This is a genomic window from Acinetobacter sp. WA-87, from assembly GCF_039938935.1.
GTDB classification, from domain to species: domain Bacteria; phylum Pseudomonadota; class Gammaproteobacteria; order Pseudomonadales; family Moraxellaceae; genus Acinetobacter; species Acinetobacter seifertii.
The window spans coordinates 23,814-48,886 of record NZ_JBDUVF010000008.1; the positions used below are offsets into that span (position 1 = coordinate 23,814).

The following is a 25,073-nucleotide window of genomic DNA, read 5'->3' on the forward strand; positions in this document are numbered from 1 at the left end:
AATAAATATGAAGTATTTTGTTTTAAGTGCGACGCAAAGTAGTCTTTGTCCAATTTCACTTGTGGATGATGCTGTTCTATATATGAATAAAGAGCAAGCTAGCCAAAATATCGAATGTGGATCTTTACCGTGGTATAGTTATAAAACTAGCAAAAACTGTGATTTACCTATCGAAGGTGTACTTATCTTAAAAAGTAAAAAAATAGAAATAAGTATTAGAAATATAAATGAAAATATATATGTTGTTGATGATATTTTTAAAAATATTTTTGGAAAATATATTAATTCTGATTTTATAAGGGTTGAAGTGTTGAGTGAGAGTTTGGAAAAAATAAATAACAAAAATTATTATATTTTTAGATTTAATCAAATTTTTGATTTTAAAAATGTCTTAGATTTAAATAAGTCAACTTATAGATTGGATAATGATTTTTTAGTTTTAGAAAAGGCAGAGTTTTTAAGTGATTTAGATATTGATATATTGAAAATTGATAATATGGATTCTGCTCAAGATACTTTTTTTATCAGTGAGTTCGTTAAAAAAGAAATTGAAAAAAATAAATATCAAGGTATAAATATTTTTGAACTTACTTTGGCTCAATGGAGAGATTCTGATGATTTCAGTTTTATGTTTTTGAGCGAAGATGAGGTGAATAAATTTGTATGGCCAATTTAGTAGATATCTCTCTCATATGAAAAAGAATATTTGTTAGATATAGAAAAATGGCGTGATCCAGATGATTTATTTAATTCTTTGTATTTGAGTGATGAAGAAATAAATGAGTTGGTTTGGCCTATAATTTAGTACGTGAACACCAGTAAGGCTATAAAATCCACAGTTAAAGTGTAAGTGCTATTCAAAGAATAAGTAGTACTTCTATATATTTATTTCGAAGTGCTACTTTTAAATAAGGTGTTTTTAAAGGTAGGTTTGTGAATTTTTATAAAATTTATCCGTCTGAGTATATTGATAGAGATTTTTCTTTTGATTTGAAAGGGAAGCAAGAAGTTATTGTTGATTATTTTAAATTTGACTTAAGTAATCAATTTTTAAAAAATCCTAGAATAAATTTAGATTATGACAATATTTTTTCTGATCAATTGAATGAAATGTTGGAGACAGATTTTTATTATTCATCTTCAGGAATTTTACTTTTTTCAAAAAGATTTTTTAATAAAATGAAGGAAGTTCTTGCAGATGAATGTGATTTCTATCAATGTTATGTAAGAAATCAAGAAGCAGATATTTATGCGATGTATATTAAAAGAAAAAATAATTTATTAGATGAAGATGACTTTATAAAAAATGATCTTGTAATAGATGACTTTTTTATTGTTAGAGATACTGATAAACCTTATGTCTACGTAGTGAGCAAACAATTTGTAGATGTTGTTAATAAACTTAAATTCAAAATGAATTTCTTGGAATACTAAAATTAATAATTTTTTATATGATGCTTATGGACAACTCGTAAGACAAAAAACGAGCCAAGGTGATTTAAACCTTGAGTGGGATGTTTATAGCCGTATGGTGAAGAGCCGTAATAGTCAATATATGGCAGAATATCGCTATGATGCATTAGGCCGCCGTATTCAAAAGCGGAGTAAGCATCACCATACAGGTCAAGAGCAGAACATCATTTATGGATGGGATGGCGATACGCTTGCTTATGAGTCCACAGAGCAGTTGACCAAGCATTACATCTATGAAAAAGACAGTTTTGTACCGATGCTACAAGCTGTTTATTTAAGTCCAATAGAATTGCACCAAACTCCAGATTGGTCAAATCGACCTTATAACATACACCGTGACCCGCTTTGGAAAACTGAAAAACAAGGTAAAGAATTTGATGATGTATGGTTCTATCACTGCGACCATTTAGGCACACCGCAAGAAATGACTGACCATACAGGTGCAATTATTTGGAAAGCCGAATATAAAGCATGGGGCTAGTGTAAAACAGAGAAAGCCAAGTCGAATTTCTTCGAAAATAGTGAAATTATTTCAAATAATATCCGTTTTCAAGGCCAGTATTTTGATCAAGAAACAGGGCTTCATTACAACCGTTATCGTTATTATTCCCCATATGTAGGTAGGTTTGTAAGTAAAGATCCAATAGGGTTGCTGGGGAGAGTAATAATTATGCTTATGCCCCAAGTCCTACAGAATGGGTGGATCCACTAGGATTAAACTGTCAAAAAATACCTAAAGGCTTTAAAAGCTTTGGCCAATTAAAGCAGTTTGGACAAGCGATGCAGGCAGGGTTTTCTAAATTAGGATTTAAAGGTGCGACGATGTATATGCAAGGAAGTGCACATAGTGGTAGAAGTTTTGAGACGGGTAAAACTTTTGATGATGGAAGAGTAAGTGATTTTGACATAGCTGTGGTTCAACCAGAATTATTTGAAAAAGCAAAAAAATGGGTATAGCAAAAGGTAATCGTACATTACCTATTGAGATAAACTCAGTCGAAGCAAATAAATTAGGTATTAATGGCGTACTTCAAAAGATGTCAAAACTCGTGGGAGGACGGGATGTAAATGTTATGATATTTGATAGTCCAGAAAGTGCCAAAACTAAAGCGGAAGGTACACGAATTCCAGCAAACTGTATGTAAGGTGTAAAATGAAAAAGAGTTTTTTTTTAGCATATACGACAAACTTAAATCCAATTGATTTAGTTCGAATTTTTGAAAAAAAAATTTGATATTTCTTTTGTTGAGCATAGCAGTGATTATTTGGGAAATTATTACTCTTATGAGGGATTATTGTGTGATAATTTTAAAATATTGCAAAATAAGTTACCTGATGGTGATCTACAAATAAATGACGGTGGAATAGAAACTATTTTGAAATTGGGCTTTTTAAATGGAAAAAATAAAGAAAAGAATAGTAAGTATGAATTTATGAAAAAACAATTAGCGAGTTTGGATAATATAAATTTACATTCATTTGATATTCTTGAAGAGGAATGAAGGCACTAATACGATAAGAGACCATATGAAAGGAAAATAAATGAAGACTTGGGATCAAGTGACTAAAGAGGCTAATGATTTTATTTCATTCTTAGTACAAGGAAATTTCTTTAATAAACCATTTCAGATGAGTGGAGATTATAAAATCATTACTGATGCTAAGGTTGGTATCAATTATGCTACGAATGATGACTTTGATAGTTTTGATGAGTGGGAAACTGTTTCAAATTCATATGAAGTTTTTCCAGAAAGCTTTGAATGGAGCCAAAGAATTTCAGCTAAATTAGAAAAAAATAACTTTTTTGGCTTTCATGAAAAAGACTTTAATGGAGCAGTCGAAAAATGGGAATATGATGAGTCTTGTTTATTAATTGAGTTAATGTATCGAGATATAGAAATAATTTTTCAATGCTATGCAAATGATTATTTTCCTAAAATTTGGAAAGATATTCTAGAAGTATATTTAAATGATGGGTTTCCCTGTGGTTGGGATGGCCATTTGCCAGAAGGAAGGTTGGTTGTTTTTTCTAATGAATAGTATTGTGAAGTAATTCTCAAGACGTAAATAAAGCCTCATTATTAAACAAATGAGGCTTTTTATTATAATCTTCCAAAAGAAAAGCATACTAAATCTCCTGGTATTCATACTAACAGTTCGCGTACTGGTCAGAATTGGAATAAAACTTGGGGAGGAATTTTAAACCAAGTTGAAGCTATGAATTTATCACAAGCTGAATCGAAGGAAATTTTGGAACAACGCTTGAGAGCATTAGCAAGGAAAGAGCGTATTGGAAAGCACAATGCTACAGCTGTTAAGGGTGCAAACTTTTGTCAATTACAGTAAGTTAAAAGGTATATGAAATGTTCGATAAATTAATGACAGATCAAGAAATTAAAGCGAAATTAATTGAAAGAAGTAGCGAAATAACGAAATTTAGCAAACTACCTCAGCTTGATGGTAATTATTTATCTTTTTTAGGTAAATTTAAAGAAATAGAAATTACACCCGATATTATAATTTTTGGATATGAAACAGCATTAAAAGAAAATCAATATCTTCATGAAAATTATCCTGAAATTAGTGAGAAAGTTTGGATAATTGGTCGTACCGGTCAAGGTGATGAATGGTTTATAGGTAAGGAAAAAAATAATATCTTGTTTTATGATCATAACCAAGGGGAGTATTTGAATATTAATCAGTTTTTAGATATGAAAATTAATTTTGAAGAGCTTCTTAAAATGGCATTCGCTTATCAAAAACTTGAGGAAGAATTGGATATGCACGAAGAGCTTAATAAAGTTGAACAAGATCAATTTAAGAAATTAGTTAATTCTATTAATGAAGGTTTATATGAAAGATATCCATTTGAATATTTTTAATTGTATAAAGTTTTGAGTATTTTTAGATAAAATATTTGATAGTATTTAATTATGTTAAATAAGGGCTCTTAATAGTGCAAGTTTATTTTGAGAAATTAATAGAGAAAATTGATGAATGTAATGAAATAATTTATGGTGAAAGATTCCTTATTAGTCGGGATAATTCTGTTAATGATGGTCTATTTAAAAGCTATTTAAATTATATTCCTGAAAATGATTTTAATATTGATCTAGGAGGAAATATAAATGATTTTTTAGGAAAAGATTCGTTAGAAAATATTCAATATATGTTTGAAGATATATTTGATGGGGAAAGTGCTACAGTATTCTTAACACAGCATGATGTAAATGTCGTATACATAAATCATAATAGTGGCGAGATAGGAGCATGTATTTCAGGCGATGAGTTACATATCATTGCTAAAAATTTATTTGAATTTTTTTCGCAAATTAATATTGTGCAGAATTTAATTATTGATCTATATGACTCTAACCCTAGAGGTGAAAATGGAGGATATAAAACAGGTTTCTTAGACGAACTAAAGAAAACCCTTATAAAAGAGAATGTAGTATTGGATGTAGACTATTTTTTAGAATTTTTTTATGATTAAGGTATAAAGGGTATTCCAAAATTAAAAGTAGTACTTCTATATATTTGAAGTACTACTTTAAAATAAGATGCTTAATAAGGTGATTTCTGAGCTCTTAAAAAATCTACTTGTCTAATTATATTGTTAGAGATACTGATAAAACTTATATCTACGTAGTAAACAAAAAATTGTAGATACTGTTAATAAATTTGAACTTGAAATAAATTTCTTGGGATACCAAAACATAGTATTTCATATGGTAGCGGTCATTTACAAAGTTTAATAGTGAATGGTCAAGACCTAGAAATGGCTCAGTGAAATATATAATTATTTAATTGAAGATTAAATAATTATAGAATATGTGTAGAGCAAAAACAGAGCTTATGCTCAAGAAGTGGACCCAAAAATTTGAAAAATGCCAATCAAAAATGGTGGGACCTCAATGAGGTTAAAATTAGGCAATGGACAATCTACGGTGGTAAAATAGTGAATAAATTGAATGAGAAATTCCAAAAAATCAATACTAAAGAAGATTTTTTGGAATTTGTACAATTGTTAGTGAGTGATCTTTCAACAAATCAATGGGAAAATGATAATTTAGCCGATTATCTTGAGGGGATTAATAGTTGGGTGGATGATATGGATGGATATTTTGAAAATGTAAGAGATTATGAGGCTTTGGAAAAAATAAAAAATAATCAATTAGACTGGAAAATTTTGGGCAAAATTTTATTAGCGGCTACAATGTATGAGTAATTTAATTTTATAGTTTAATTTTTTGAAAGTCATCTATGTTATAAATGTAGATGGCTTTTTTTTAAATCTAAAACACTTAATAAGTTTGAAAATAAAGTAACAACTTCTTTTAAATAAATTTGGGGTGGTAAAATAAAATATAAATTTTAAAAGTATGTGTGTTTTTGAAATGAATTCTATTTTACTATTAATAATTAAGTTGAGATATTTTTTTTAACTTATAAGATATTTAGAAAAATATCTCATTTCTATGCAGATTGGTTGGTATAGCTCATGATCGTTTTGTTGAAGCTATATCCACTAATAAAATTAAATATATTAAAGTAAAGCGAAATAAAACAGACGAGCTATAAAAAGGATATACATCTATAATGTTGCGTAATATTGATAAAATAGTATTAGATAAGCTTTATTTAATTCTAGAAAATGAAATGTTCGATTATAGAATAGTTACTAAAGAAGCATATTTAATTCGTCTTGATATGGATTATTTAGAACTTAGTGAGGATTTACAAAATTTTATTGATGAATTGATTGGCATGGATACTGGCGAAGAGGGGGAATTTTCACTTACTAAAGATGAGATTATAGCAAAAATAAATTCTATTGAAAATCTGAGGTAATTATTAGAACTCTTGTGAAAGTTATCTTTAATCATCCAATAGAATTCTCGAAAAAATTAGAAATCAACTTTAATTATCAATTAAATATCCATCCTCCTAAGATATGGGTATTACAATACTTTAAACCTAAAGGAGATAGTTAATTTATGATTATTGATGAAATGACAAATAATATTTTTAAATAAATTGTATTCTGGTAATAAAAAGGTAATAGGAAATGGAATAGATGTGACTGGTGAGGGGCTTGATAGAACGTAAACAACTATAAGTGATAAATATGATGCCAATTTGTGCTGACAACTACAGGTAATGGTAAATATACAATTTTGACTTCACTCCTAGAATAGGAATTTATTAATGCAAGAAAACTTTAAAATTCATTTCCCCTTAACATATCAATTGTTAGGAGCTTGGTTTAGTGATGCTGATTATGAAGATTTAAACGATCAAGAAATAATTAATGAATATAAAAAAGTTTCTAAATCTGAAAGATTAGCTTCTTTAATTCGCGAAATGAATATAATTTTACAGATAAAAAATATTGACAAAGATTATATTTCGAAATTGTCAAATGTTTACTTTAAAGATGAAAATGATTTATTTTAATGGTTGAATGAATTATATACTTATTTAACAGAAGACTAAAAAATTATAGAATTATATGTAGAGTAGGAATAGGGCTTATATTACAACCATCATCGTTATTATTCACCGTATGCAGGGCGTTTTTTTTCAAAGACTTTGTTGGTTTATTGGGGGACAATGGTTATGTTTATACACCTAATCCAATAGGTTGAATTAATCCTTTAGGATTAAATAAACGCTTAGAATTAGGTGTCCACTATGTAAAAGATGCAGCTGATATAGCTTTAGTGAGTGGTCAAATGAGAAATGTAGATATAATAGAAAAATCCTTAAAAATATTGGAGTTAACAAGTAATTATAGTAACTATGAAGTATTAAATTTTTTAAGTTGTTATCAAAATTTGGAAATTTATATCAATAGTTTTTTAGATTTAATGAGTGAAAAACTATTTAATGTTTCTGATAAAAAAGAAATATTAAATGTATTTAATGAACTTAATGAAAGTAATTGGAAGGAGATAGATAGTTATAATTATAAAGAAGATAAATATTATATTTTTTTAAGGTTAAAAGTCTTTCTTTTAACAGTAGATTATGAAACTGATCTAAAAGAAGATCATGAGTGGCTTAATTTTTTTAAGAAAAAATTTATCGAATATTAGGATGAAAATTAATTTAAAAGCTTAGTAGTTTAACTAGGCTTTTATTTTTTAAAAGCACTATATAGTCTTGACGTTAGCTCAAAGCAATCCCAACAAGTTTTTGAAACTCAACAGATACCTCAACTATCAATAAAACTGACAGAATCTAACTTTTTGTATCAAATAAAAGCAGTTATCTTAATTCTAATTGAGCACAAACTCTTAAGGTGCTCGTCTTTTCGTTAAATTTTTAGGTATTTAAAATGAATAAAATGCATGTAACTTTGGCTGTAGTAGTCGGTTTAATTGTTGGTGGTGTGATCGGTGCTCTAGGTTATTCTAAAACTGCCGCACGTTATGATGCGATGACCACAGCATGTGTAATGGTCAATCAAGCAGTTGAACACGGAATTTTAAAGCCTGAACAAGTAAAAGAGTTAGGTGAGCTTACAGGTCAAACCCTTAAGAAAGATTATGCTTCTGTGGCAACAAAATTTAAGTTTTCTGAAAAGCAATTAGGCAATGCTTCTGAAGGCTCGAATTGTAGCCAATTTATTGTTGGCGTAAACGCAGCGAAGTAATTAAAAGAAAACCCACAGCTTGTGGGTTTTTTCTTATTGATTTGACCAAGCTGAATCTATGGCATGAATTAACCGTAGGTTCAGTGCTTTCTGTTCTAATTGCCAATTTGAGAGTTCTTCGGCAGTCGGTTCTTGTTGCCCATCTGAAGCTGCTAAAAACCGTTTAAAGTAGTTTTTATAATGATAGGCAGAAACGTCACCTGTAATATCAGCTGCTACTAATCGGCCCTTGCATGCTTCAATTAAGCTCTGTAAGTGCTTCTCTAGAAACTTACCTTGATCCCAGTTTGTCATGACGACTTCGCTTGAAAGCACATCCTTATCAATCGATAAATAAACAGGTAAGTTCGATGCTTTTATTTCTGTGAGAAATGCAGTTAGTAACTCATCTGGATGATCGAAGTTTTGCCATGCATTCTTTTTGCCTGTAAAACGTACCCATGAAGCATTTTGCTGGATGCTCCAGTAGTGCAGCTTTCCTTTATATAGCGGTGACCAATGGTTTTCTACTGCATGTAGCCATCCAATATCACTTGAGCTAATTCCAAGTACATCTATTCTGGCAACTTGTGGAAGCTTACTTGCCCAATACACCCAGGAGCCACAGTGAATACCAAAAGGGTAACGCATATTGTCAGGGTGGTTATCACAGACAATCAGATGAATTGGCTCAGCAGATGGCAATCTTTCCAGTAAAAGCTGGGTAACATGGTGATAATCACCACTACCTAAGAGGACACAACCCAACTTTGAAGGTAAATGTTGGTTTAGATGTGTACGTAACTCGTCGAACTCTTTTAATTTACAACCAAAGCGAATTACTTCTTGCCATGAGGTGAGATCAACGCGTACTGCATCATCAGGATCACCAGCAGAATCATCAAAGTTTAAAACGATAGGTGTTCTGTTATTTACTGAACTCATGATCGTGTTTCCTGTTTAACATGCCACTGATGATCTGCTTCAAATAAAGGACGTAATTTCTTTAAAATAAAACGTAAGGCAGGTGAATGTATCCATACCAGATGTCGGGTAAATGTAAATTTAGCACCCAGTTGAGCTTTGACTTCAGGGTCTGTCCAACCTGCAATGTAGAACTTAAGGTTGTTAGCTAATGCATAGTCTAAATTTACGAACCAGCTAATAAAATATAAATTGTATTCTTTTGCGAGCGGGTAATTGAGCCCAATATATTTATCAACCAGATTGTCTTTGTATTCATAACAAATGTTATAGCCAACTAGGGTTGTATCTGCCCAATATAAAAAGACTTTACCGCCACTGTGCACATCTTGAAGAATTTCAGAAAAAAACTCAGGACTGAGTAGGTCAAAATGTATTTCACTTTGGTGATAAACAGCCAGATAGAGTTCATATAAATATGTTCTAAACTCAGGATCATTAAAGCGTTCATCCCCCGTAGACAGTTGTTCAATGTTTAATTCATTTAAACTTTTGAGTTTACGTTTGAAGTTTTTACGGCGTGGTCTAGATAATCTAGAGAGATACTCTTCACGGCTTGAAAAATCGATAGGGACATAAGCTAAAGCTTGTCCTTCTACAGATAGAAAACCTTTTTTTTCTGCTTCTTGAATAAAATTGTGACTGTAATTATTTTCAAGTTCGCTGAGTAAAGGTGAATCTAACGGAAGATCTTTAATAATACCTAACTTAATGTTTTGATCATTATTCTTTAAAAAATCTGCTATTGAGTCTAGAGGAAGTTCACTAGGTAATAAGCTGTATTCTGTGACCGTTGTCCCGATAAAACATGTTTTAAAATGAAGAATTTTCCCCCAGGTTGAATATCCTGGCAATGCTTTAATTTTTTTAAGAAGGTCTGTATCTAGAGTCGTTAATAAATCAAACTCTGTATAAAAATAAGGTAAAAAATCGCTAGGCGAATGAACCTGAAAACTTAAAGGTGGATGCTTTAAAAAAGCATCCACCACTGCCTGAGGTTCTAACTGATTCAGGTTTATAGTCATAAAGTAATTTTATATTTCCCGTTTAGCTCGAACTAATAATTGGTCAAGTAATACCATCGCTTGATCGATTTCGGCTCTTGATATCTCTAGTGAAGGTGCGAAAGTAATTACGTTCTTGTAATAACCGCCTACATCTAACACCAAACCACATTGTTGACCTTGGTACTCAAGAGTACCTGAAAGACCGATATCAACCATTTTATCCAACAATTCTTTGTTTGGAGTAAAGCCATCAGCCTGACAAATTTCTGCACGTAATGCTAGTCCTAATCCATCAACATCACCAATTTCTGGATGACGTGATTGCAATTCTTTTAGACCTTCTAGGAAATAAGCACCACTTTCCATGATTTGTTTTTCATAGTCTTTTTCAGCCAACATGTTCATGACTTCAAGGCCTACTGCAGTACCAAGCGGGTTAGACGCAAACGTCGAGTGAGTTGAACCCACTGGGAAAATTTCAGGATTAATCATTTCTTCTTTTGCCCAAATACCAGCAAGAGGATTTAATCCGTTGGTCAACGCTTTACCAAATGCAACAACGTCTGGCGTAATATCGAAATGTTCGAAAGACCAAAGTTTACCGGTACGGTAGAAGCCCATTTGAATTTCATCTACAACCAATAAAATACCATGGTCATCTAGAACTTTTTTCAAACCTTTGTAGAAGTTCTTCGGTGGAATAACATAACCGCCAGTACCCTGAATTGTTTCGATATAGAAAGCAGCAAATTCACTTTCACGAACTTTAGGGTCCCAAACGCCGTGGTATTCATTTTCAAAAAGACGTGCAAATTCGGCAACTAACTTATCTGCATATTCTTCTGGTGTCATACCTTTAGGACGACGGAAAGGATATGGGAATGGAATGAATTGGGCACGCTCACCAAAATGACCATAACGGCGACGGTAGCGATAGCTTGAAGTAATTGAAGATGCACCTAAAGTACGGCCATGATAACCGCCCTCGAAAGCGAACATACGGCTTTTGCCTTTAGTAAAGTTACGTACAACTTTTAGAGAGTCTTCAATTGCTTGAGAACCACCAACGTTGTAGTGAACGCGACCTTGTACACCCGTCTTTTTGAGTATGTCTTCAGCAATCACTTTACTGAGTTCAATTTTAGTTGGATGTAAATATTGGCTGGCAATTTGAGGAAGTTTATGAATTTGGTCGATAAGCGCTTGATCTAAACGTGGGTTTTTATAACCAAAGTTGACCGCTGAATACCACATTTGTAAGTCTAGATATGGGATATTCTGGTCATCAAAAATATAGCTACCCTGACAATCCGTAAAAATTTTAGGTGGGTTTACATAGTGTACTGTATCGCCGTGTGAACAATACTTTGCCTCATCTGCTAAAAGTTGCGCTTCATCTAGTGGAACGCGGTTATTAGAACTAGTTGCAGAAGTGCGTTCTTGTTTGAATGTATGATTGTTGTTCATACTTCTATTCCTTTTACGGTTGGTATTTTCAGTATGTATGTTTTAGATACAGAGGCTGAGTGAAAAGAGTTGTCATGTTTAAAAGGTAAAGGTAAGCCCCACAGCTGGTGTAATATCTGTGTGTTTTTTTACCATCGGACTTTTAAACTGTTCGTTTGATAGATAATTAAATTCAACAGAACTAAAAGCATTCACATGTTTGGAAAGTTTGTAGTTGGCTGTCATGCTTACAAAAGGCGATATACTTTGGCCCGCTTCATATGCTGCGATACCACTACGTTTACTTTCAGCATCACTGACGCCATAGTAATATTGGTTATATTTTGCGTTGTTCCACTGAAAACCAGCTTCTGGATAGACGGTTAAATTACCTTTGTCCAATTCAGCAAGGTAAGAAGCTCTTAAAATGGTTCCTTTACTACGGGATAAAGTATCGGTATTAAGCCGTGCTTTAAAACCACCATAAGGTGTAATTCGCATATAACTTGCACCTGCTAGGACAGACCATTTGCGTTTATCTAATAAATAGAGTTCGCCGCTTGGATCATAAGTGTTGCCGTCATAGTGAGCATCGAGTCGTAATTGATTTTTGTCATCTTTGAATAGGTAATAACCGGCATCATCGCCTTCAATATAAAACTTGTCATTGTCATAGAAAAAAACAGGTAAAAGCGTTTGAGAGGTTTTATGACCTTTATAAGCTTGAAAATTTACAGAATAGTTAAAACCCATTGTTAAATCTGGCGATGAGCTTTCTTGTGCATAAGCAGAGCAGTAAAAACAGCTACTGCTTATTACTATTACTATGGAGATTCTTTTCAATGGTTTAATCATATTCAGTTTTTCTAGCTTTGTAGGGTGAAAAATAATCGTTTTTTGGTTGTGTTCTGTTCAAAATTTTTTTGAATATAAAAGTTAATTCTTATACAAATCTTAATAAAAAATTAAAAAAATCTTAATTTTGTATTTTCCTGTCAAATTCTTCTAATTTTGAATAAAAAATAGTCTATGTGAAGGGGATTAAATATTTATTTCATTAAAAAATTATTTTAATTAATTGATTAATAATAAATTAAATTTAAAAAATGGAATTTTTGAATTTCTAATTCATTTGTTCACTATTTATGCTTTTGTAATTGGTTGAATCTTATAATACTGGATTCAAAATTTTTTTGAATACTCCTAATTAAAGAAATTTTTAAGATTTCCCGCCTAAAGTCAGACCGTGATTTTTATAAAAATTCTTAAATTATTCGTGTGAGGCATTTTATGTTCATGGTCGACCAGCATTACTATACAGATCACACTGTACCTTGGCATATTTTATGTGACTTTGATGGAACAATCAGTTTAAAAGATACAACGGACTATTTGCTTGAAACTTATGCAAAAGCTGGTTGGGAAGAAATTGAGGAAGAGTGGGAGCAAGGGAAAATTGGTTCCAAAGTCTGTATGCAAAAACAGATTGAACTCTTGGATGTCTCTATTGATGAGCTGCGTGATTGCCTTGATCAAATTGAAATTGACCTTGGCTTCATCGAATTAGTGAAGATCACTGCTCAGTATAAAATTCCGTTGACTATTGTGAGTGATGGGCTCGATTTTGTTATTCGCCATATTTTAAAAAAATATCAGTTAGACCATTTACCTATTATTGCAAATCATTTGATTCAGGCAGATGAAAGGTCATGGAAATTAGAGTTTCCAAATCAAGAAGCGAGTTGCGTAAGTCAAAGTGGAACATGCAAATGTAAGGTTGCAAATCAAAAACCTCAAAAGCATATTATCTTGATTGGCGATGGACGTTCAGATTATTGTCTAGCGGGAAATGCAGACTATGTTTTTGCAAAGAAATCTCTAATAGACCATTGCAAAGAAAACCAGATTTTCCACACAAAGTTTGAAAACTTTGTAGAAATTTGCCAACCCTTGGCTAAGCTACTCAGTAGTGATTTTGGAATAGATACTCCAGTAACGGTGATTACATGATAAAAGACAATTCATTTTTTTTATCGGGAAACCGAACTGGTATTTTACTCATTCATGGTTTGACGGGCACACCGAATGAAATGAGAGGAATTGCACGAGTACTTCATCAGGCAGGATATAGCGTATATGGTGTGCAGTTGGCTGGACACTGTGGTGATGTCGAAGATTTGGTAAATAGCCAATGGGAAGATTGGTTTAATAGTGTCGTTGCAGCCGCAGAAAGGCTAAAAGAACATACAGATGAGATGTTTGTTGCCGGTTTATCAATGGGTTCTTTGCTGGCATTAAAATATGCATCGGCATATCCAGTTGCTGGCGTTATTGCCTATAGTCCGACTTTCCAATACGACGGTTGGAGCATTCCTTTGTGGTCAAAAGTGCTTGCACCTATTGTTCTGCCGAGTGTTCATTATTTAAATATTTGTCGTAACAATACTTTTGACGAAGCTGAACCTTATGGCATCAAAAATAAGGTATTGCGTTCGCGCATTGTTCAGGCGATGAACAGCGGCGAAAGTAGTGAAGCTGGTTTGCCGGGTAACCCGTGGCATTCATTGTTCCAGTTACAGCGTCTTTCGCGGAATGTTCGTAAAAATCTCTCAAATATTACGGCTCCATGTCTGTTATTACATGCCTATGATGATGATATTGCTCACCGAAGAAATAGTGAGTTAATTTATGCCAAAGTGAAGGGGCCTAAGACCTTAATCTGGCTTTATAACAGTTATCACATGATCACGATTGATAATGATCGAAAACAAGTGATTGATGAATCCATTCGATTTATTGAACAGTACCAACATCCAAAAAAGCAGTTAGAGCATCCATCAACTCGTCAAGAACGTAGAACTTCACCTGAAAAAATTGGTGAGCTTTTATGAATATTGTAGTGTTCAGTGTATGGATGCTAACCATTTTGATTGATACTGTTGGGCAGTTGGCTTTTAAGGCCGCTGCTCACGAAAGTAAAACCAATGAAGGGCTTGAGCATTGGTGGTTCATGGCGAAACGTCCATGGATATGGCTCGGTATTTTTTGTTATATCTTTGAGTTTGTCGTTTGGCTTGCTTTCCTCTCGCTGGTTCCACTTTCTGTTGGGGTCATGTTAGGTTGTATCAACATTGTTGTGATTATGCTTGCTGGACGCTTGTTTTTTAATGAAAAATTAACTCGAAATCGATTAATTGGTGTAGTTCTGATAGCGATTGGTGTCACTATTGTTGGGATTGGGGCATGAAAAAATTTTATATTATTGGTTTTTTAATATTAATGCTCTTCGATACTTTGGCTCAGATCAGTTTTAAGCTAGCTTCCATTCATGCGATGCCTTTAACTTTTGATGTACACTGGTTAATCAGAGTTTTTGGGCATCCTTGGATTTATGGGGCTTTTATTGGATATATAGGTGCCTTTTTTATCTGGATGAATTTGTTAAAGCATGCGCCTATTGGGCCTGCTTTTGCAGCTTCACATTTAGAACTCATCACGGTGATGTTTTTGTCGATTTGGCTGTTTAATGAACCGCTAACATTTACAAAAGTTACTGGCGCTATTCTTATTTTTGCTGGTGTTTGCTTCTTGGCTAAAGATGAAGAAGAGAGCCATAGTCATGAAGAAGTCGCCACAAAATAAACTTTAATCAATTATTCTTAAAACCGTCGTAACACCCGTAACTAATATTTGCGAATGTTAGTGTGATGCTAATAAGCATTATGAGTGTATGGCGGTTTTTATTGTTTCTGAAGTTAATAAATTGAAAATTAAAAAAAGCTTCAAAATAAGCAATCTAGTTATATATGAATAAAGACGTTCTTATCCATTACTTATTTTTCTTAAATAACATTATGTAATGCTTACTGCGGCACAGCTAAACCGTTATTATTTATATGAGATTGATACTCCATAATGAAAAACGATATAGAGACTTTAAAATGAAAAAGCTTGCAATGACTTTAGCTGTTTTGGTTCCACTCTCAGGCTATAGCTTCGCCAATGACTCGACGGGTTATGTCGGTACAGGTGGCATTCAGTATTTAAAAAACGCACAAGTTGCGATGCAAAGTGAAGATTTATTTATTAGTAAAAAGATAATTAGAGTTGATTATCTATATAAAAATTTAAGCAACAAGGATGTCACTGAAACTGTTTTGTTTCCACTACCACGTGTAGATAACTTTTTTGAAGCAGATTTTGCAAATACTGAAGCACTTTTAAAAAGCTTTAAAATTGTAGTGGATGGTCAAAATATAAAACCCGAAATGCATGTCAGAACGTTTATTCAAAAAGATGAAAAATCACCTTTAATGGATGTAACCGAAGAGTTTAAGCAATGTGGCTTTACTGAAAAAGACATGCTGAATCCATGGATTCGTAGTAACTATGATTATTTGAATTATCAAGATAAGCTAAACAAATGTAATAAACCACAAATGCAGAAAATTTTAGCTCAATTTGAAAAAGATGATGTGATCCCGTGGTCATCTCAAGTTATTTATAGCTGGAAGCAAACCTTTAAAGCAAATGGCTTAACTAAAATTCACCATGAATATAAACCTTTAGTTGGCGGGTCTGTAGGTCTCACACCAGACGAAGATAGCAAGCAATTTTGTATGGATAAACAATTTAAGCAGGGTCTTAAAAAAGCTCAGGCAGAACATTCGCCGTTTAGTGCATTAGGTTATATTTTGACGACAGGTGCAAACTGGGCAAAGCCTATTGAAAACTTTAAGTTAACGATTGAACGTGATAAAGGCGAATTAGTGTCATTTTGTTGGGATGGCAAAGTTAACAAAATTAGTCCGACTCAATTTCAAATGACCAAAACCAAGTTTGTACCAAAACAAGACTTAGACGTTATTTTTGTTCATCTGCCATAAGCTCATACAAACTTTAAACTGTATAAAATTGCATCACTTTTGATTGTGTGTCATAACCTAACTATGGCGCACAATAACAAGAGGATGCCGTATGTTGCTCAAGGGAAAAGTAGCAGTAATTTTTGGAGGCAGCGGTGCAATTGGCACTGCGATTGCGCAGGTTTTTCTTCGTGAAGGAGCACATGTTTATTTATGCGCAAGGGATTTAAATAAACTGCAAAACATTGCGACACATCTGCAAAAATACGAAGGCGCGGTACATAGCGTTAGTGTTGATGTGCTAGATAGCCAAGCAACCAGTGAGGCAGTTGCTCAAATTGCTCAAGAGGCGAACGGTTTAGATATCGTCATCAATGCGACCAGTTTTATTCATAATCAAGGCAAAGAAATTTTAGAGTTAAACCTTGATGAGTTTGTCGGGGGAATAAATCCATTTCTAACGGCGCAGTTTAATATCTCTAAAGCTGTGGTGCCTTTTATGGGCGGTGAGCGCGGTGGAGCCATCATTTCAATTGTGGCACCTTCAGCACGAATGGCAATACCGGGACATTTAGGACATATTGTGGGCTGTGCTGGTATTGAGACATTTATTAAAGCGCTTGCCAGTGAGCTAGGCCCTAAGAATATACGGGTACTCGGTGTGCGCTCACATGCAATCATTGATGCTGTTCAAGCGGGTTCTTATACGCGCGAATTGTTTGAGTCTAAAGCACAGGCCATGGGGCTCAGCATAGGGCAATAGCTTGAAGGTGCTGCTCAGAGCACCATGCTAAAACGACTACCGACACTTTCACAAGTTGCAGAAACCGTTGCTTTTCTTGCCTCGGAACATGCGAACTCAATGACCGCAACGGTTGTAAACATGACTGCTGGTGCAATAATTGATTAGCGTAATTTATTTCTAATCCAATAATCTAAACTAAAGTAACGGCCACCTCCAAGTACAAGCAGGGCAAGTAGCATAATCATATAGGTCGCGGCAAATTCAATTCCGTTATTTAAAATAACAAACGAGCCGCTCGATGTAAGCCAGTCATAGTTGCCATAGTTCTGTAAAATTTCTCGAGCTTTATCTAACTTTTCAGCGGAAGCCAATACTTGCATGTTCGCGAAGGGAGCATGCGGGTCTGCGATTGCTTGCCATCCATTTGGGAGGTGTACAGCAAATATTGCAACCAACATGGTAATAATGAGTGGAATACTAATTAAACGGGTAAACAAACCCAGTGTTAAGAGTATTGCACCTACCAGTTCAGTTGACGTTGCAAGCACAGCCATTAAATAGGGGAAAGGAAGTCCCAATCCTCCATCTGAACTGCCAAACCATTCTACAATGTCATTAAAGTGCATCAATTTATTTGTACCCGCCATCCAAAATATAGGGACGAGGTACAATCGAAGAGCAAGTGCTGCAATGCCATCAATATGTTGTAAAGACTTACCGAGATTTTGATAATATTGAGATAAGCCATAAATAAAGTTCTTCATGATAATTTCACATCCAATGCGATTGAATAATAATTAGTCGGATGGAAACTGTATTTCTTACATAAAAAATTTTTTTATTTACGGTGTAATAAAAAAGGATTTGGTCCGTCTAACTTTATGTACATGTGTACAAACCGAGAAATTAGCATTAAAGGAATACGAAAATGAACAAACTCAACTCAATGACTTCAGTGGCAGCATTATTAGCACTTTCAGTTGCAGGTGCTACGCAAATGGCTGTAGCAGCAACCAATACAACAACTGAAGTACATGCAACTAAAGCAGCTGATGGTAAATGTGGTGAAGCGAAATGCGGAGCTAACAAAATGAAAAAACATGAAAAATCTGCGGAAGCAAAATGTGGAGCAGCTAAAAAAGCAGCAGATGGTAAATGTGGTGCAACTAAAAAAGCAGCGGACGGTAAGTGCGGTGCAGATAAAAAAGTTGCTGATGGCAAGTGTGGCGCTAAGTAAACCATCTGATCATGGATGATGTCGGCCTTCTATTAAGTGTCGGCATCATTTCCAAAAGGAGAAGTCACCATGATGCAGTTGAATGGTGTAGGGCTTGGTTTAAGACGTGACTTTATAGATGCGTTTCTAACGGCAAAAACATATCCCGACTTTATTGAGGTTGCCCCAGAAAATTGGCTAGGTTTTGGTGGTCGACATGCAAAATTACTTGCACAGTGTGCTGAAAAAGCACCGTTAATTTGTCATGGCTTGTCATTATCTATTGGAGGACCGCATCCACTTAATCTCGAATTTATAAGTAAAGTAAAAAGCTTTTTAGAACAATACGAAGTACCAATTTATTCTGAACATTTAAGTTATACAAATGATGGCGGCTATTTATATGATTTGTTGCCAATACCCATGACGGAAGCCGCTGTTAAATATGTGGCTGAACGCATTTTGCGTGTACAGGATATTTTAGGGAAAAGATTAGTCATAGAGAATGTTTCTACTTACGTCATGCCGAATGCCGAAATGAGTGAAGCTGAATTTATTCGTGAAGTGATTCAATATGCTGACTGTGATTTGCTTCTTGATGTAAATAATGTCTATGTCAACAGTATCAATCATGGTAGTGATGCATTCGGATTTATTCAGAACATGCCAAAGGAACGAATTCGTTACTTACATATTGCTGGACATGAAAAAGTTCAGAAGAACTTATTAATCGATACCCATGGTGCGGAAGTTTGTGACCGTGTTTGGGAGTTGTTGAGATATACCTATCAAGTATGCGGAATAAAACCGACATTATTAGAACGCGATTTTAATATTCCATCATGGCAAGAATTAGAAGAGGAACTCGCCAAAATCAAACTCATTCAACAACAGGAGACTGGCTATGAAGGGAAATCAAATATCCTTCCAAACTATGCAGCAACAGTTTTGTGAATGGATTCGTAATCCTGATTTGGAACGACCTCAAGCACTTCCTCCTCAAAGAATGCAAATTTATCGGGATTTACTTTTTAATAATGTCAGCTCATTTATTGACTTAGTTTATCCAGTAGCTCGTGCCATGTTGTCAGAGTTAAAGTGGCAACAATTGCTGTTAGAGTTTTTTCAAAAAGCTAAAAGCCGCTCACCTTTATACAATGATATCTCTTTAGAGTTTAGAGAGTATTTAACAGAGCAACAGCATCCGATATTACAAGAGTATCCTTGGTTGGCTGAGTTATTACAGTTTGAATGGCTAGAATTATATTTAGACACTGTTGAAATTGAAAATGTTGTTTTACATGAAAATTATGCTTGGCAGTTAACCACCAAAGTATGGGTATTGGTTTATCAATATCCCGTTTATACGTGGACGACTTTAATGACTCCAGAACAAGTAGAACTTGCACCAGGCGCTGTAATGGTCTGGCGCGATGAACAAGATAAAGTATGTATTGAACAACTCTCTCCACTGTTTGCTATGCTGATTGAACAGTTAACGCAAAATATAACCTTAACTGACCATGATATTTTCACCCTTATTCAATCTATACTCGCTAACTTGTCTGAGTCTGAAATTTATCTGCAAATTCAAGAACTCAAAAACCTCTTATCTCGACTACAATTAATCCAAACTCTCCATGATTTTACAGAGGCACAAGCATGACTTCAGCCGCGGCATCACGTCATGACGACTTAGGGGATCAACTGCATAACCCAGCCTTTTTACAAGACTTAAGGCAGCAAATGATTAAATTTGCTTTTTTACAGTTATCCTCACTTCCGCAAGCTGAAGATGTAGTGCAAGAGGCTTTAACCAGTGCTTTTCAAAACTTAGATTCATTTAAAGGGCGGGCTGCGTTCAAAACATGGGTATTCGCTATTTTAAAAAATAAAATTATTGATGTGGTTCGGCAAAAGTCACGTTTGGTTGCCATGTCTGAATTATTTAAAGATGAGGAAAGCGAACTCAGTGTTGATGAATTGTTTGATGCTTCAGGACACTGGCATAAATATGAAGCACCTCAAGTATGGCAAAGTCCTGAAGAAATGATGGAACAGTCAGATTTTTGGATAATTTTTGAAGCCTGTTTAGATCATTTGCCTGCCAAATATGCTCAGGTTTTTATGATGAGAGAAGTGGTGGAACTGAGTTCTAACGAAATTTGTAGCAAGCTGGAGTTATCTATTTCAAATTTTAATGTGTTGATGTATCGAAGTCGTACCCGTTTACGGGAATGCTTAGAAAATAAATGGTTACTGAAGGAGGATTGTTCATGTTGACATGTCGACAAGCCACTCAACTGTTGTCTGAAAAACAAGATAGACCGCTTTTTTTACGTGAGCAAAGTAGTTTACAACTGCATTTGTTGGCATGCCGATCATGCCGCCGTTATGCAAAGCAGATCAAAACAATTAGTCAGCTTTCCAAGGCATTTAAAAATTTGGATAACTAACTTTAGTTAAAAATTTATTTATTGCTGGCCTTAACACGCTAAAAGCTTACATACTATAAAAGTAAAGGAATTTTTAAGACAGGATGAAACGTGAATTTAAAGAATCTTGAAGCATTTTATTGGGTTGTGACGTTAAATAGCTTCAATAAGGCGGCAATTAAATTACAAACGACACAGCCTGCTGTCTCTCAAAAAATCACATCTCTTGAAAATGAATTAGGTTTTAAGGTTTTAGACCGAAGCTTGCGGCAGTTTAAACTGACCCATAAAGGCATGACCTTATTTAAATATGCTGAAAAGTTTATGCGTTTAGAAACTGATCTGGTCGCAGAGCTTACCGAAAACCAGCATCTGACGGGAACCATACGTTTAGGCGTTTCCGAAACTATTGTGTATACGTGGCTCGTTGAATATATCGAAAAAGTTCAACAAGAATTTCCAAAAGTTTCGGTCGAAATTGTGGTTGACCTGACACCTAATTTACAAGAAGGCGTTCGTACAGGTGACTTGGATATGGCCTTTTTACTTGGCCCAACCTTGGCTTTTGAATGTATTGAGCAGTCCCTTTGTAACTTTGAACTGAGTTTCTTGGCAGCACCATCGTTTAAAGGTGGAATTGGGCAAATGTCTTTTAAAGCCTTAATGTCGCATACCATTTTAACTTATCCAAAAATTACCTATCCCTATAAAGAATTAAAGGCCAAAATGAAAGAACAGGGCATTGATGAGCCGCTTTCAATTACCAGTTATTCATTAGCGACTTTATTGCGTCTTGCTGAGCAAGGTTTAGGTATTGCAGTCGTACCGACTTTAACGGCTTTAAAGGAAATTACAGACGGACGATTGGAGATATTAGATACACCTATTCGCTTAAAAACCTTTCATTTCACGTCTATTTATATTCACGGAAATGACGTTGCCTTGAAAGAAAAATTAACTGAGGTCGCTGTTAAAGTCTCGGCGAGTGCCATGAAAAGGTTGAATGAGCAAATTAAAAAATAAGCAGAGTTGGTAATCTTTTCATCTCATTTTTCTTCTCTAAATTATCGCTGCTTGTATGCAAAGTCATAAAAGCAGCTTATGTGCTTCGATAAGTAAAATTTATCCTGAGTTTTAATTAAATTAAAAAATAATAAAAATTAAATACTTATAAATTTTAATTTATGTAAAAAGTCTTATTGTCCGTAGGGATGAGCTATGTTTTTATTTGAGATACAAGATTTGATCACCGATTAAGTTGATTGGGGAATAGGGAATCTTTGTCATTTTAAAGGATTAAAGAATATCGTTTGGGACAAAAAATGATGTTCTTGGTTCAACTTGAAAATAGCGTTGTTAAGCTCAAATGGATGAGGAACGCATTAATATGTCTTTACTGAAATCTTCTTTTTTATCAGATCGTCAATGGGCCATTGTTGCCTCAATCTTTATGATGGCGACCTCTGCAATGGGGCCAGGATTTTTAACCCAAACTGCTGTATTTACAGTGAAGTTAGGCGCTGCATTTGGCTTTGCAATTTTAGTTTCCATTCTGATTGATTATGTTGTTCAACAAAACATTTGGCGAGTAGTGACACTGACTCAAATGCGTGCATCAGATATTGCCAATAAAGCATTGCCGGGTAGTGGTTATTTACTGGCATTTCTGGTGATTTTGGGCGGTTTTTTCTTTAGTGTCGGTAACATTGCGGGTGCGGCTTTAGGTTTAAATGCGCTTTTTGGCCTAGACACAAAGTGGGGCGGTATTTTAAGTGGTGCATTAGCGATTTTGATTTTTGCATCAAGAAAAGCAACGCTTGCCATGGATAAAAGCATGATCGTGTTGGGATTGCTTAAAATCCTGCTGATTATTATTGTTGCTGTCATTGTAATGCCTCCAGTTGGGCAAGCTGTACATCAAACTTTTGCTCCAGATCATATCGACTTTGCCATTATTACCACTATTGTTGGCGGTACGGTTGGTGGCTATATCTGCTATGCAGGCGCACATCGTTTACTCGATAAAGGCGCGGTTGGCCCTGAAAATATTGATGAAGTTGCAAAAGCTGCGACCAAGGGCATTATTGTTGTCGGTATCATGCGCTATGTGCTGTTCTTAGCGTTTTTAGGTGTAGTAGTGAGCGGTGCAACTATTGATTTAGCCAGCCATGATGCCAATCCGGCAGCTCAAGCATTCCAATATGCAGCGGGTACATTTGGTTTTAAATTATTTGGTTTAATTTTCTGGGCAGCAGGTATTAGTAGCACCATCGGCGCAGCATATACTTCGGTTTCATTCTTTACTGCATTTAAAAAGAATTTAACTCCAAAACAAACCAACTATACGACCATTACCTTTATCGCATTGGCTTTATTGCTGTATGTGTTATTGGGTGCAACTCCAGCAGGTCTACTCATTTTTGTCGGTGGTTTTAACGGTTTGGTGTTGCCAATTGGTCTTACAATTTTTGTGTACGTTGCTGCATGCCGTAAAGATTTAATGGGTAATTACAACTATCCAAAATGGTTACTTATTTTGGGTGGTTTAACATGTCTGTTGACGTGGTGGATGGGCTATATGTCATTTACGACAGTGTTTAACTATTTGACCAAGCTTTAAGTCAGACTGTGTAAAGTAATAAAGGAATAATGCCATGTTTGTAGATTTAAATAGTGATTTGGGTGAAAGCTTTGGATCATGGAAAATGGGTAATGATGACCAGATTTTACCAGTCGTGACCAGTGCCAATATTGCTTGTGGCTTCCATGCTGGCGACCCGCTTGGCATTTTAAAAACGGTTCGTAAAGCAGTTGAACTTGGCGTGACTATTGGCGCTCACGTGTCTTATCCAGACCTTGTAGGTTTTGGCCGCCGTAATATGGATTTGTCACGTGACGAACTGATTGCCGATGTGCTTTACCAAATTTCTGCACTAGATGGCTTGGCAAAAGTGGCAGGCTCAAAAGTGCAATACGTTAAACCGCATGGCGCGCTTTATAACACGATTGCACATGACCAAGCACAGGCAGCGGCAGTAATTGATGCGATTAAACTGTATAACCCTGAATTGGTTTTAGTGGCTTTGGCTGGGTCAAACTTAGTCGAGCAGGCACGAGCTGCGGGTTTAAAGGTTGTGTCTGAAGCATTTGCGGATCGTGCTTATAACAGTGATGGCTCATTGGTATCTCGCCGTCTAGAAGGTGCAGTTTTACACGACTCGGCATTTGTAGCAAGCCGTGTGGTGTCTATGCTTAAAAATGGTGGGGTTGAGTCAATTGATGGCGTATTTACCCCAATTCAAGCCGACACTATTTGCTTACATGGCGACACCGACGGTGCGCTTGAGATGTCGGCTGCAATTAAAGCCGAGCTTGTAAAAAACAATATTGAAATCCGCCCGTTTGTAAACAAAGCATAAGGATGAGCACCATGTATAAGGATATTAAAGTCGACCCAGCTCAGCTTGAAGCCGCATTAGATGCGCGTTTAAAAATCCGTGCAGGTTTCGATAAACCAACAGCGGGCATGGCTGCGGGCATGACGCAGGTCAACATGATTTCGGTGCCAAAAGAGTGGGCTTACGATTTCCTTCTTTATGCACATCGCAATCCGCAAAGCTGCCCAGTGCATGATGTGCTCGAAGAAGGTATTTATGCAACTAAGCTTGCCGCAGACTCAGACATTCGAACCGACTTTCCGCGTTATCGCATTTGGAAAGATGGCGAAATGGTCGATGAAGTGACAGATGCAAGAGAAATTTATAACGCGCATCCTGATTTGGTGACTTTCTTAATTGGTTGTAGCTTTTCGTTTGAAACAGCTTTGCAAGAAGCGGGTATTGAAGTTCGTCATATTCATGACGATACCAATGTGCCAATGTATCTAAGCAATATAAAGTGCGAACCGGCAGGGCGTATTTCAGGAAATATGGTGGTTTCCATGCGACCAATTCCTTCTCATCAAATTAGTGAAGCAGTAAAAATTACTGCACGTATGCCAAGTGTACATGGGGCACCTGTACATATTGGGCACCCTGAAAGCTTAGGAATTTTGGATGTAAATAAGCCAGACTTTGGCGATGCTTCTCGTATTGAAGCAGGTGAAATTCCCGTGTTTTGGGCGTGTGGGGTAACACCGCAAGCTGCGGTGATGAACTCGAAAATTCCTTTTGCGATTAGCCATGCACCTGGTCATATGTTTATTACCGACATTCCTGACCGCGCTTGGATTGGCTAATTGGACTAAAGAAGAATTAAAAGGATAA

The 25,073-nt window shown here is 35.1% G+C and carries 30 protein-coding genes and 3 pseudogenes; 28 read left to right on the forward strand and 5 right to left on the reverse strand.

The annotated features are described in order from the left end of the window. The first annotated feature begins 7 nt into the window (after window positions 1-7). From ABFY81_RS17420 to ABFY81_RS17480, 13 genes and pseudogenes are all read left to right on the forward strand, one after another. On the forward strand, window positions 8-676 hold the full coding sequence (locus ABFY81_RS17420; RefSeq protein WP_347914272.1) for a hypothetical protein: 669 nt from the start codon (window positions 8-10) through the stop codon (window positions 674-676). 257 nt (window positions 677-933) lie between these two features. Next, a pseudogene (locus ABFY81_RS17425) lies at window positions 934-1,272 on the forward strand (hypothetical protein); the annotation flags it as partial. A gap of 178 nt (window positions 1,273-1,450) precedes the next feature. Then, window positions 1,451-2,190, forward strand: a pseudogene (locus ABFY81_RS17430) (RHS repeat-associated core domain-containing protein); the annotation flags it as partial. Continuing rightward, entirely contained in the window at window positions 2,173-2,430 is a 258-nt protein-coding gene (locus ABFY81_RS17435; protein ID WP_347914317.1) for a hypothetical protein, read from the forward strand. The pseudogene ABFY81_RS17430 and the gene ABFY81_RS17435, both read left to right, overlap by 18 nt. 260 nt (window positions 2,431-2,690) lie before the next feature. Then, on the forward strand, window positions 2,691-2,975 hold the full coding sequence (locus ABFY81_RS17440; protein ID WP_347914273.1) for a hypothetical protein: 285 nt from the start codon (window positions 2,691-2,693) through the stop codon (window positions 2,973-2,975). A gap of 40 nt (window positions 2,976-3,015) precedes the next feature. Then, the gene (locus ABFY81_RS17445) at window positions 3,016-3,513 is read left to right on the forward strand and encodes a hypothetical protein (protein ID WP_347914274.1); all 498 of its coding nucleotides are present in this window, start codon (window positions 3,016-3,018) and stop codon (window positions 3,511-3,513) included. 323 nt (window positions 3,514-3,836) lie between these two features. Beyond that, window positions 3,837-4,355 (forward strand): SMI1/KNR4 family protein, encoded by a 519-nt coding sequence (locus tag ABFY81_RS17450; RefSeq protein ID WP_347914275.1) that lies wholly within the window; start codon window positions 3,837-3,839, stop codon window positions 4,353-4,355. Window positions 4,356-4,429: 74 nt separating this feature from the next. Continuing rightward, window positions 4,430-4,966 (forward strand): hypothetical protein, encoded by a 537-nt coding sequence (locus ABFY81_RS17455; protein WP_347914276.1) that lies wholly within the window; start codon window positions 4,430-4,432, stop codon window positions 4,964-4,966. A 387-nt stretch (window positions 4,967-5,353) separates the two neighbouring features. Next, window positions 5,354-5,701 carry a hypothetical protein gene (locus tag ABFY81_RS17460; RefSeq protein WP_347914277.1) on the forward strand — a complete coding sequence of 116 codons (348 nt, stop codon included), beginning with the start codon at window positions 5,354-5,356 and terminating at the stop codon, window positions 5,699-5,701. A gap of 371 nt (window positions 5,702-6,072) precedes the next feature. Then, the gene (locus ABFY81_RS17465) at window positions 6,073-6,324 is read left to right on the forward strand and encodes a hypothetical protein (protein WP_151742110.1); all 252 of its coding nucleotides are present in this window, start codon (window positions 6,073-6,075) and stop codon (window positions 6,322-6,324) included. A 357-nt stretch (window positions 6,325-6,681) separates the two neighbouring features. Continuing rightward, on the forward strand, window positions 6,682-6,930 hold the full coding sequence (locus ABFY81_RS17470) for a contact-dependent growth inhibition system immunity protein (protein ID WP_347914278.1): 249 nt from the start codon (window positions 6,682-6,684) through the stop codon (window positions 6,928-6,930). A 278-nt stretch (window positions 6,931-7,208) separates the two neighbouring features. Next, on the forward strand, window positions 7,209-7,571 hold the full coding sequence (locus ABFY81_RS17475) for a hypothetical protein (protein WP_347914279.1): 363 nt from the start codon (window positions 7,209-7,211) through the stop codon (window positions 7,569-7,571). A 242-nt stretch (window positions 7,572-7,813) separates the two neighbouring features. Beyond that, on the forward strand, window positions 7,814-8,131 hold the full coding sequence (locus ABFY81_RS17480) for a hypothetical protein (protein ID WP_347914280.1): 318 nt from the start codon (window positions 7,814-7,816) through the stop codon (window positions 8,129-8,131). 33 nt (window positions 8,132-8,164) lie between these two features. Here the strand turns inward: ABFY81_RS17480 and ABFY81_RS17485 are convergent, their stop codons facing one another. From ABFY81_RS17485 to ABFY81_RS17500, 4 genes are all read right to left on the reverse strand, one after another. Next, complete coding sequence (locus tag ABFY81_RS17485; RefSeq protein ID WP_347914281.1) at window positions 8,165-9,055, reverse strand: hypothetical protein; 891 nt, start codon at window positions 9,053-9,055, stop codon at window positions 8,165-8,167. After that, window positions 9,052-10,119, reverse strand: a complete 1,068-nt coding sequence (locus tag ABFY81_RS17490; RefSeq protein WP_347914282.1) for a GNAT family N-acetyltransferase — start codon at window positions 10,117-10,119, stop codon at window positions 9,052-9,054. The genes ABFY81_RS17485 and ABFY81_RS17490 overlap by 4 nt, the downstream gene beginning before the upstream one ends. Window positions 10,120-10,128: 9 nt before the next feature. Next, complete coding sequence (locus ABFY81_RS17495; protein WP_077168274.1) at window positions 10,129-11,568, reverse strand: aminotransferase class III-fold pyridoxal phosphate-dependent enzyme; 1,440 nt, start codon at window positions 11,566-11,568, stop codon at window positions 10,129-10,131. A gap of 78 nt (window positions 11,569-11,646) precedes the next feature. After that, window positions 11,647-12,300: a MipA/OmpV family protein gene (locus ABFY81_RS17500; protein WP_347914283.1), complete on the reverse strand. Its 654-nt coding sequence runs from the start codon at window positions 12,298-12,300 to the stop codon at window positions 11,647-11,649. A 537-nt stretch (window positions 12,301-12,837) separates the two neighbouring features. Between ABFY81_RS17500 and ABFY81_RS17505 the strand changes: the two genes are divergently transcribed. From ABFY81_RS17505 to ABFY81_RS17530, 6 genes and pseudogenes are all read left to right on the forward strand, one after another. After that, window positions 12,838-13,557, forward strand: a complete 720-nt coding sequence (locus ABFY81_RS17505) for an MtnX-like HAD-IB family phosphatase (RefSeq protein ID WP_240060877.1) — start codon at window positions 12,838-12,840, stop codon at window positions 13,555-13,557. Then, window positions 13,554-14,438 (forward strand): alpha/beta fold hydrolase, encoded by an 885-nt coding sequence (locus ABFY81_RS17510; protein WP_347914284.1) that lies wholly within the window; start codon window positions 13,554-13,556, stop codon window positions 14,436-14,438. Before ABFY81_RS17505 ends, ABFY81_RS17510 begins: the two co-directional genes overlap by 4 nt. Next, the gene (locus tag ABFY81_RS17515) at window positions 14,435-14,794 is read left to right on the forward strand and encodes an EamA family transporter (protein ID WP_077168278.1); all 360 of its coding nucleotides are present in this window, start codon (window positions 14,435-14,437) and stop codon (window positions 14,792-14,794) included. The genes ABFY81_RS17510 and ABFY81_RS17515 overlap by 4 nt, the downstream gene beginning before the upstream one ends. Continuing rightward, window positions 14,791-15,189: an EamA family transporter gene (locus ABFY81_RS17520; RefSeq protein ID WP_049064871.1), complete on the forward strand. Its 399-nt coding sequence runs from the start codon at window positions 14,791-14,793 to the stop codon at window positions 15,187-15,189. The genes ABFY81_RS17515 and ABFY81_RS17520 overlap by 4 nt, the downstream gene beginning before the upstream one ends. A gap of 299 nt (window positions 15,190-15,488) precedes the next feature. Then, complete coding sequence (locus tag ABFY81_RS17525; protein ID WP_347914285.1) at window positions 15,489-16,433, forward strand: DUF4424 family protein; 945 nt, start codon at window positions 15,489-15,491, stop codon at window positions 16,431-16,433. Between the two features lie 91 nt (window positions 16,434-16,524). Further along, a pseudogene (locus tag ABFY81_RS17530) lies at window positions 16,525-17,322 on the forward strand (SDR family oxidoreductase). On the opposite strand, the gene ABFY81_RS17535 reads toward ABFY81_RS17530, so the two are convergent. After that, window positions 17,319-17,921: a DoxX family protein gene (locus tag ABFY81_RS17535; RefSeq protein ID WP_347914286.1), complete on the reverse strand. Its 603-nt coding sequence runs from the start codon at window positions 17,919-17,921 to the stop codon at window positions 17,319-17,321. The pseudogene ABFY81_RS17530 and the gene ABFY81_RS17535 overlap by 4 nt on opposite strands. Window positions 17,922-18,085: 164 nt before the next feature. Here ABFY81_RS17535 and ABFY81_RS17540 point away from each other — a divergent pair, with 164 nt between their 5' ends. The 9 genes from ABFY81_RS17540 to ABFY81_RS17580 all read left to right on the forward strand — a co-directional run bounded on the left by ABFY81_RS17540 (window position 18,086) and on the right by ABFY81_RS17580 (window position 25,045). Continuing rightward, entirely contained in the window at window positions 18,086-18,394 is a 309-nt protein-coding gene (locus ABFY81_RS17540; RefSeq protein ID WP_004702533.1) for a hypothetical protein, read from the forward strand. A gap of 69 nt (window positions 18,395-18,463) precedes the next feature. Beyond that, the gene (locus tag ABFY81_RS17545; protein ID WP_347914287.1) at window positions 18,464-19,327 is read left to right on the forward strand and encodes a DUF692 domain-containing protein; all 864 of its coding nucleotides are present in this window, start codon (window positions 18,464-18,466) and stop codon (window positions 19,325-19,327) included. Continuing rightward, window positions 19,278-20,039: a putative DNA-binding domain-containing protein gene (locus ABFY81_RS17550; protein ID WP_347914288.1), complete on the forward strand. Its 762-nt coding sequence runs from the start codon at window positions 19,278-19,280 to the stop codon at window positions 20,037-20,039. The genes ABFY81_RS17545 and ABFY81_RS17550 overlap by 50 nt, the downstream gene beginning before the upstream one ends. Beyond that, window positions 20,036-20,656 (forward strand): RNA polymerase factor sigma-70, encoded by a 621-nt coding sequence (locus tag ABFY81_RS17555; protein ID WP_086497297.1) that lies wholly within the window; start codon window positions 20,036-20,038, stop codon window positions 20,654-20,656. The genes ABFY81_RS17550 and ABFY81_RS17555 overlap by 4 nt, the downstream gene beginning before the upstream one ends. Further along, entirely contained in the window at window positions 20,650-20,829 is a 180-nt protein-coding gene (locus ABFY81_RS17560; RefSeq protein ID WP_004702527.1) for a zf-HC2 domain-containing protein, read from the forward strand. Before ABFY81_RS17555 ends, ABFY81_RS17560 begins: the two co-directional genes overlap by 7 nt. 90 nt (window positions 20,830-20,919) lie before the next feature. Continuing rightward, the gene (mumR, locus tag ABFY81_RS17565; RefSeq protein WP_004702525.1) at window positions 20,920-21,831 is read left to right on the forward strand and encodes a LysR family transcriptional regulator MumR; all 912 of its coding nucleotides are present in this window, start codon (window positions 20,920-20,922) and stop codon (window positions 21,829-21,831) included. Between the two features lie 343 nt (window positions 21,832-22,174). Next, window positions 22,175-23,428 (forward strand): NRAMP family divalent metal transporter, encoded by a 1,254-nt coding sequence (locus ABFY81_RS17570; protein WP_077164203.1) that lies wholly within the window; start codon window positions 22,175-22,177, stop codon window positions 23,426-23,428. A gap of 34 nt (window positions 23,429-23,462) precedes the next feature. Then, window positions 23,463-24,227, forward strand: a complete 765-nt coding sequence (locus tag ABFY81_RS17575; protein ID WP_005303907.1) for a 5-oxoprolinase subunit PxpA — start codon at window positions 23,463-23,465, stop codon at window positions 24,225-24,227. A gap of 2 nt (window positions 24,228-24,229) precedes the next feature. Beyond that, the gene (locus tag ABFY81_RS17580) at window positions 24,230-25,045 is read left to right on the forward strand and encodes a putative hydro-lyase (protein WP_347914289.1); all 816 of its coding nucleotides are present in this window, start codon (window positions 24,230-24,232) and stop codon (window positions 25,043-25,045) included. The last annotated feature ends 28 nt before the right edge of the window (window positions 25,046-25,073 follow it).

Coding starts and splice junctions, on each gene's coding strand:
- ABFY81_RS17500 (WP_347914283.1), bottom strand. CDS start 12,300: ATGGGTTTTAACTATTCTGTAAATTTTCAAGCTTATAAAGGTCATAAA.
- ABFY81_RS17480 (WP_347914280.1), top strand. CDS start 7,814: ATGAATAAAATGCATGTAACTTTGGCTGTAGTAGTCGGTTTAATTGTT.
- ABFY81_RS17550 (WP_347914288.1), top strand. CDS start 19,278: ATGAAGGGAAATCAAATATCCTTCCAAACTATGCAGCAACAGTTTTGT.
- ABFY81_RS17560 (WP_004702527.1), top strand. CDS start 20,650: ATGTTGACATGTCGACAAGCCACTCAACTGTTGTCTGAAAAACAAGAT.
- ABFY81_RS17570 (WP_077164203.1), top strand. CDS start 22,175: ATGGATGAGGAACGCATTAATATGTCTTTACTGAAATCTTCTTTTTTA.
- ABFY81_RS17505 (WP_240060877.1), top strand. CDS start 12,838: ATGTTCATGGTCGACCAGCATTACTATACAGATCACACTGTACCTTGG.
- ABFY81_RS17475 (WP_347914279.1), top strand. CDS start 7,209: ATGAGAAATGTAGATATAATAGAAAAATCCTTAAAAATATTGGAGTTA.
- ABFY81_RS17525 (WP_347914285.1), top strand. CDS start 15,489: ATGAAAAAGCTTGCAATGACTTTAGCTGTTTTGGTTCCACTCTCAGGC.
- ABFY81_RS17555 (WP_086497297.1), top strand. CDS start 20,036: ATGACTTCAGCCGCGGCATCACGTCATGACGACTTAGGGGATCAACTG.
- ABFY81_RS17485 (WP_347914281.1), bottom strand. CDS start 9,055: ATGAGTTCAGTAAATAACAGAACACCTATCGTTTTAAACTTTGATGAT.
- ABFY81_RS17495 (WP_077168274.1), bottom strand. CDS start 11,568: ATGAACAACAATCATACATTCAAACAAGAACGCACTTCTGCAACTAGT.
- ABFY81_RS17470 (WP_347914278.1), top strand. CDS start 6,682: ATGCAAGAAAACTTTAAAATTCATTTCCCCTTAACATATCAATTGTTA.
- ABFY81_RS17545 (WP_347914287.1), top strand. CDS start 18,464: ATGATGCAGTTGAATGGTGTAGGGCTTGGTTTAAGACGTGACTTTATA.
- ABFY81_RS17450 (WP_347914275.1), top strand. CDS start 3,837: ATGTTCGATAAATTAATGACAGATCAAGAAATTAAAGCGAAATTAATT.
- ABFY81_RS17515 (WP_077168278.1), top strand. CDS start 14,435: ATGAATATTGTAGTGTTCAGTGTATGGATGCTAACCATTTTGATTGAT.
- ABFY81_RS17535 (WP_347914286.1), bottom strand. CDS start 17,921: ATGAAGAACTTTATTTATGGCTTATCTCAATATTATCAAAATCTCGGT.
- ABFY81_RS17580 (WP_347914289.1), top strand. CDS start 24,230: ATGAGCACCATGTATAAGGATATTAAAGTCGACCCAGCTCAGCTTGAA.
- ABFY81_RS17420 (WP_347914272.1), top strand. CDS start 8: ATGAAGTATTTTGTTTTAAGTGCGACGCAAAGTAGTCTTTGTCCAATT.
- ABFY81_RS17575 (WP_005303907.1), top strand. CDS start 23,463: ATGTTTGTAGATTTAAATAGTGATTTGGGTGAAAGCTTTGGATCATGG.
- ABFY81_RS17445 (WP_347914274.1), top strand. CDS start 3,016: ATGAAGACTTGGGATCAAGTGACTAAAGAGGCTAATGATTTTATTTCA.
- ABFY81_RS17520 (WP_049064871.1), top strand. CDS start 14,791: ATGAAAAAATTTTATATTATTGGTTTTTTAATATTAATGCTCTTCGAT.
- ABFY81_RS17540 (WP_004702533.1), top strand. CDS start 18,086: ATGAACAAACTCAACTCAATGACTTCAGTGGCAGCATTATTAGCACTT.
- ABFY81_RS17465 (WP_151742110.1), top strand. CDS start 6,073: ATGTTGCGTAATATTGATAAAATAGTATTAGATAAGCTTTATTTAATT.
- ABFY81_RS17490 (WP_347914282.1), bottom strand. CDS start 10,119: ATGACTATAAACCTGAATCAGTTAGAACCTCAGGCAGTGGTGGATGCT.
- ABFY81_RS17510 (WP_347914284.1), top strand. CDS start 13,554: ATGATAAAAGACAATTCATTTTTTTTATCGGGAAACCGAACTGGTATT.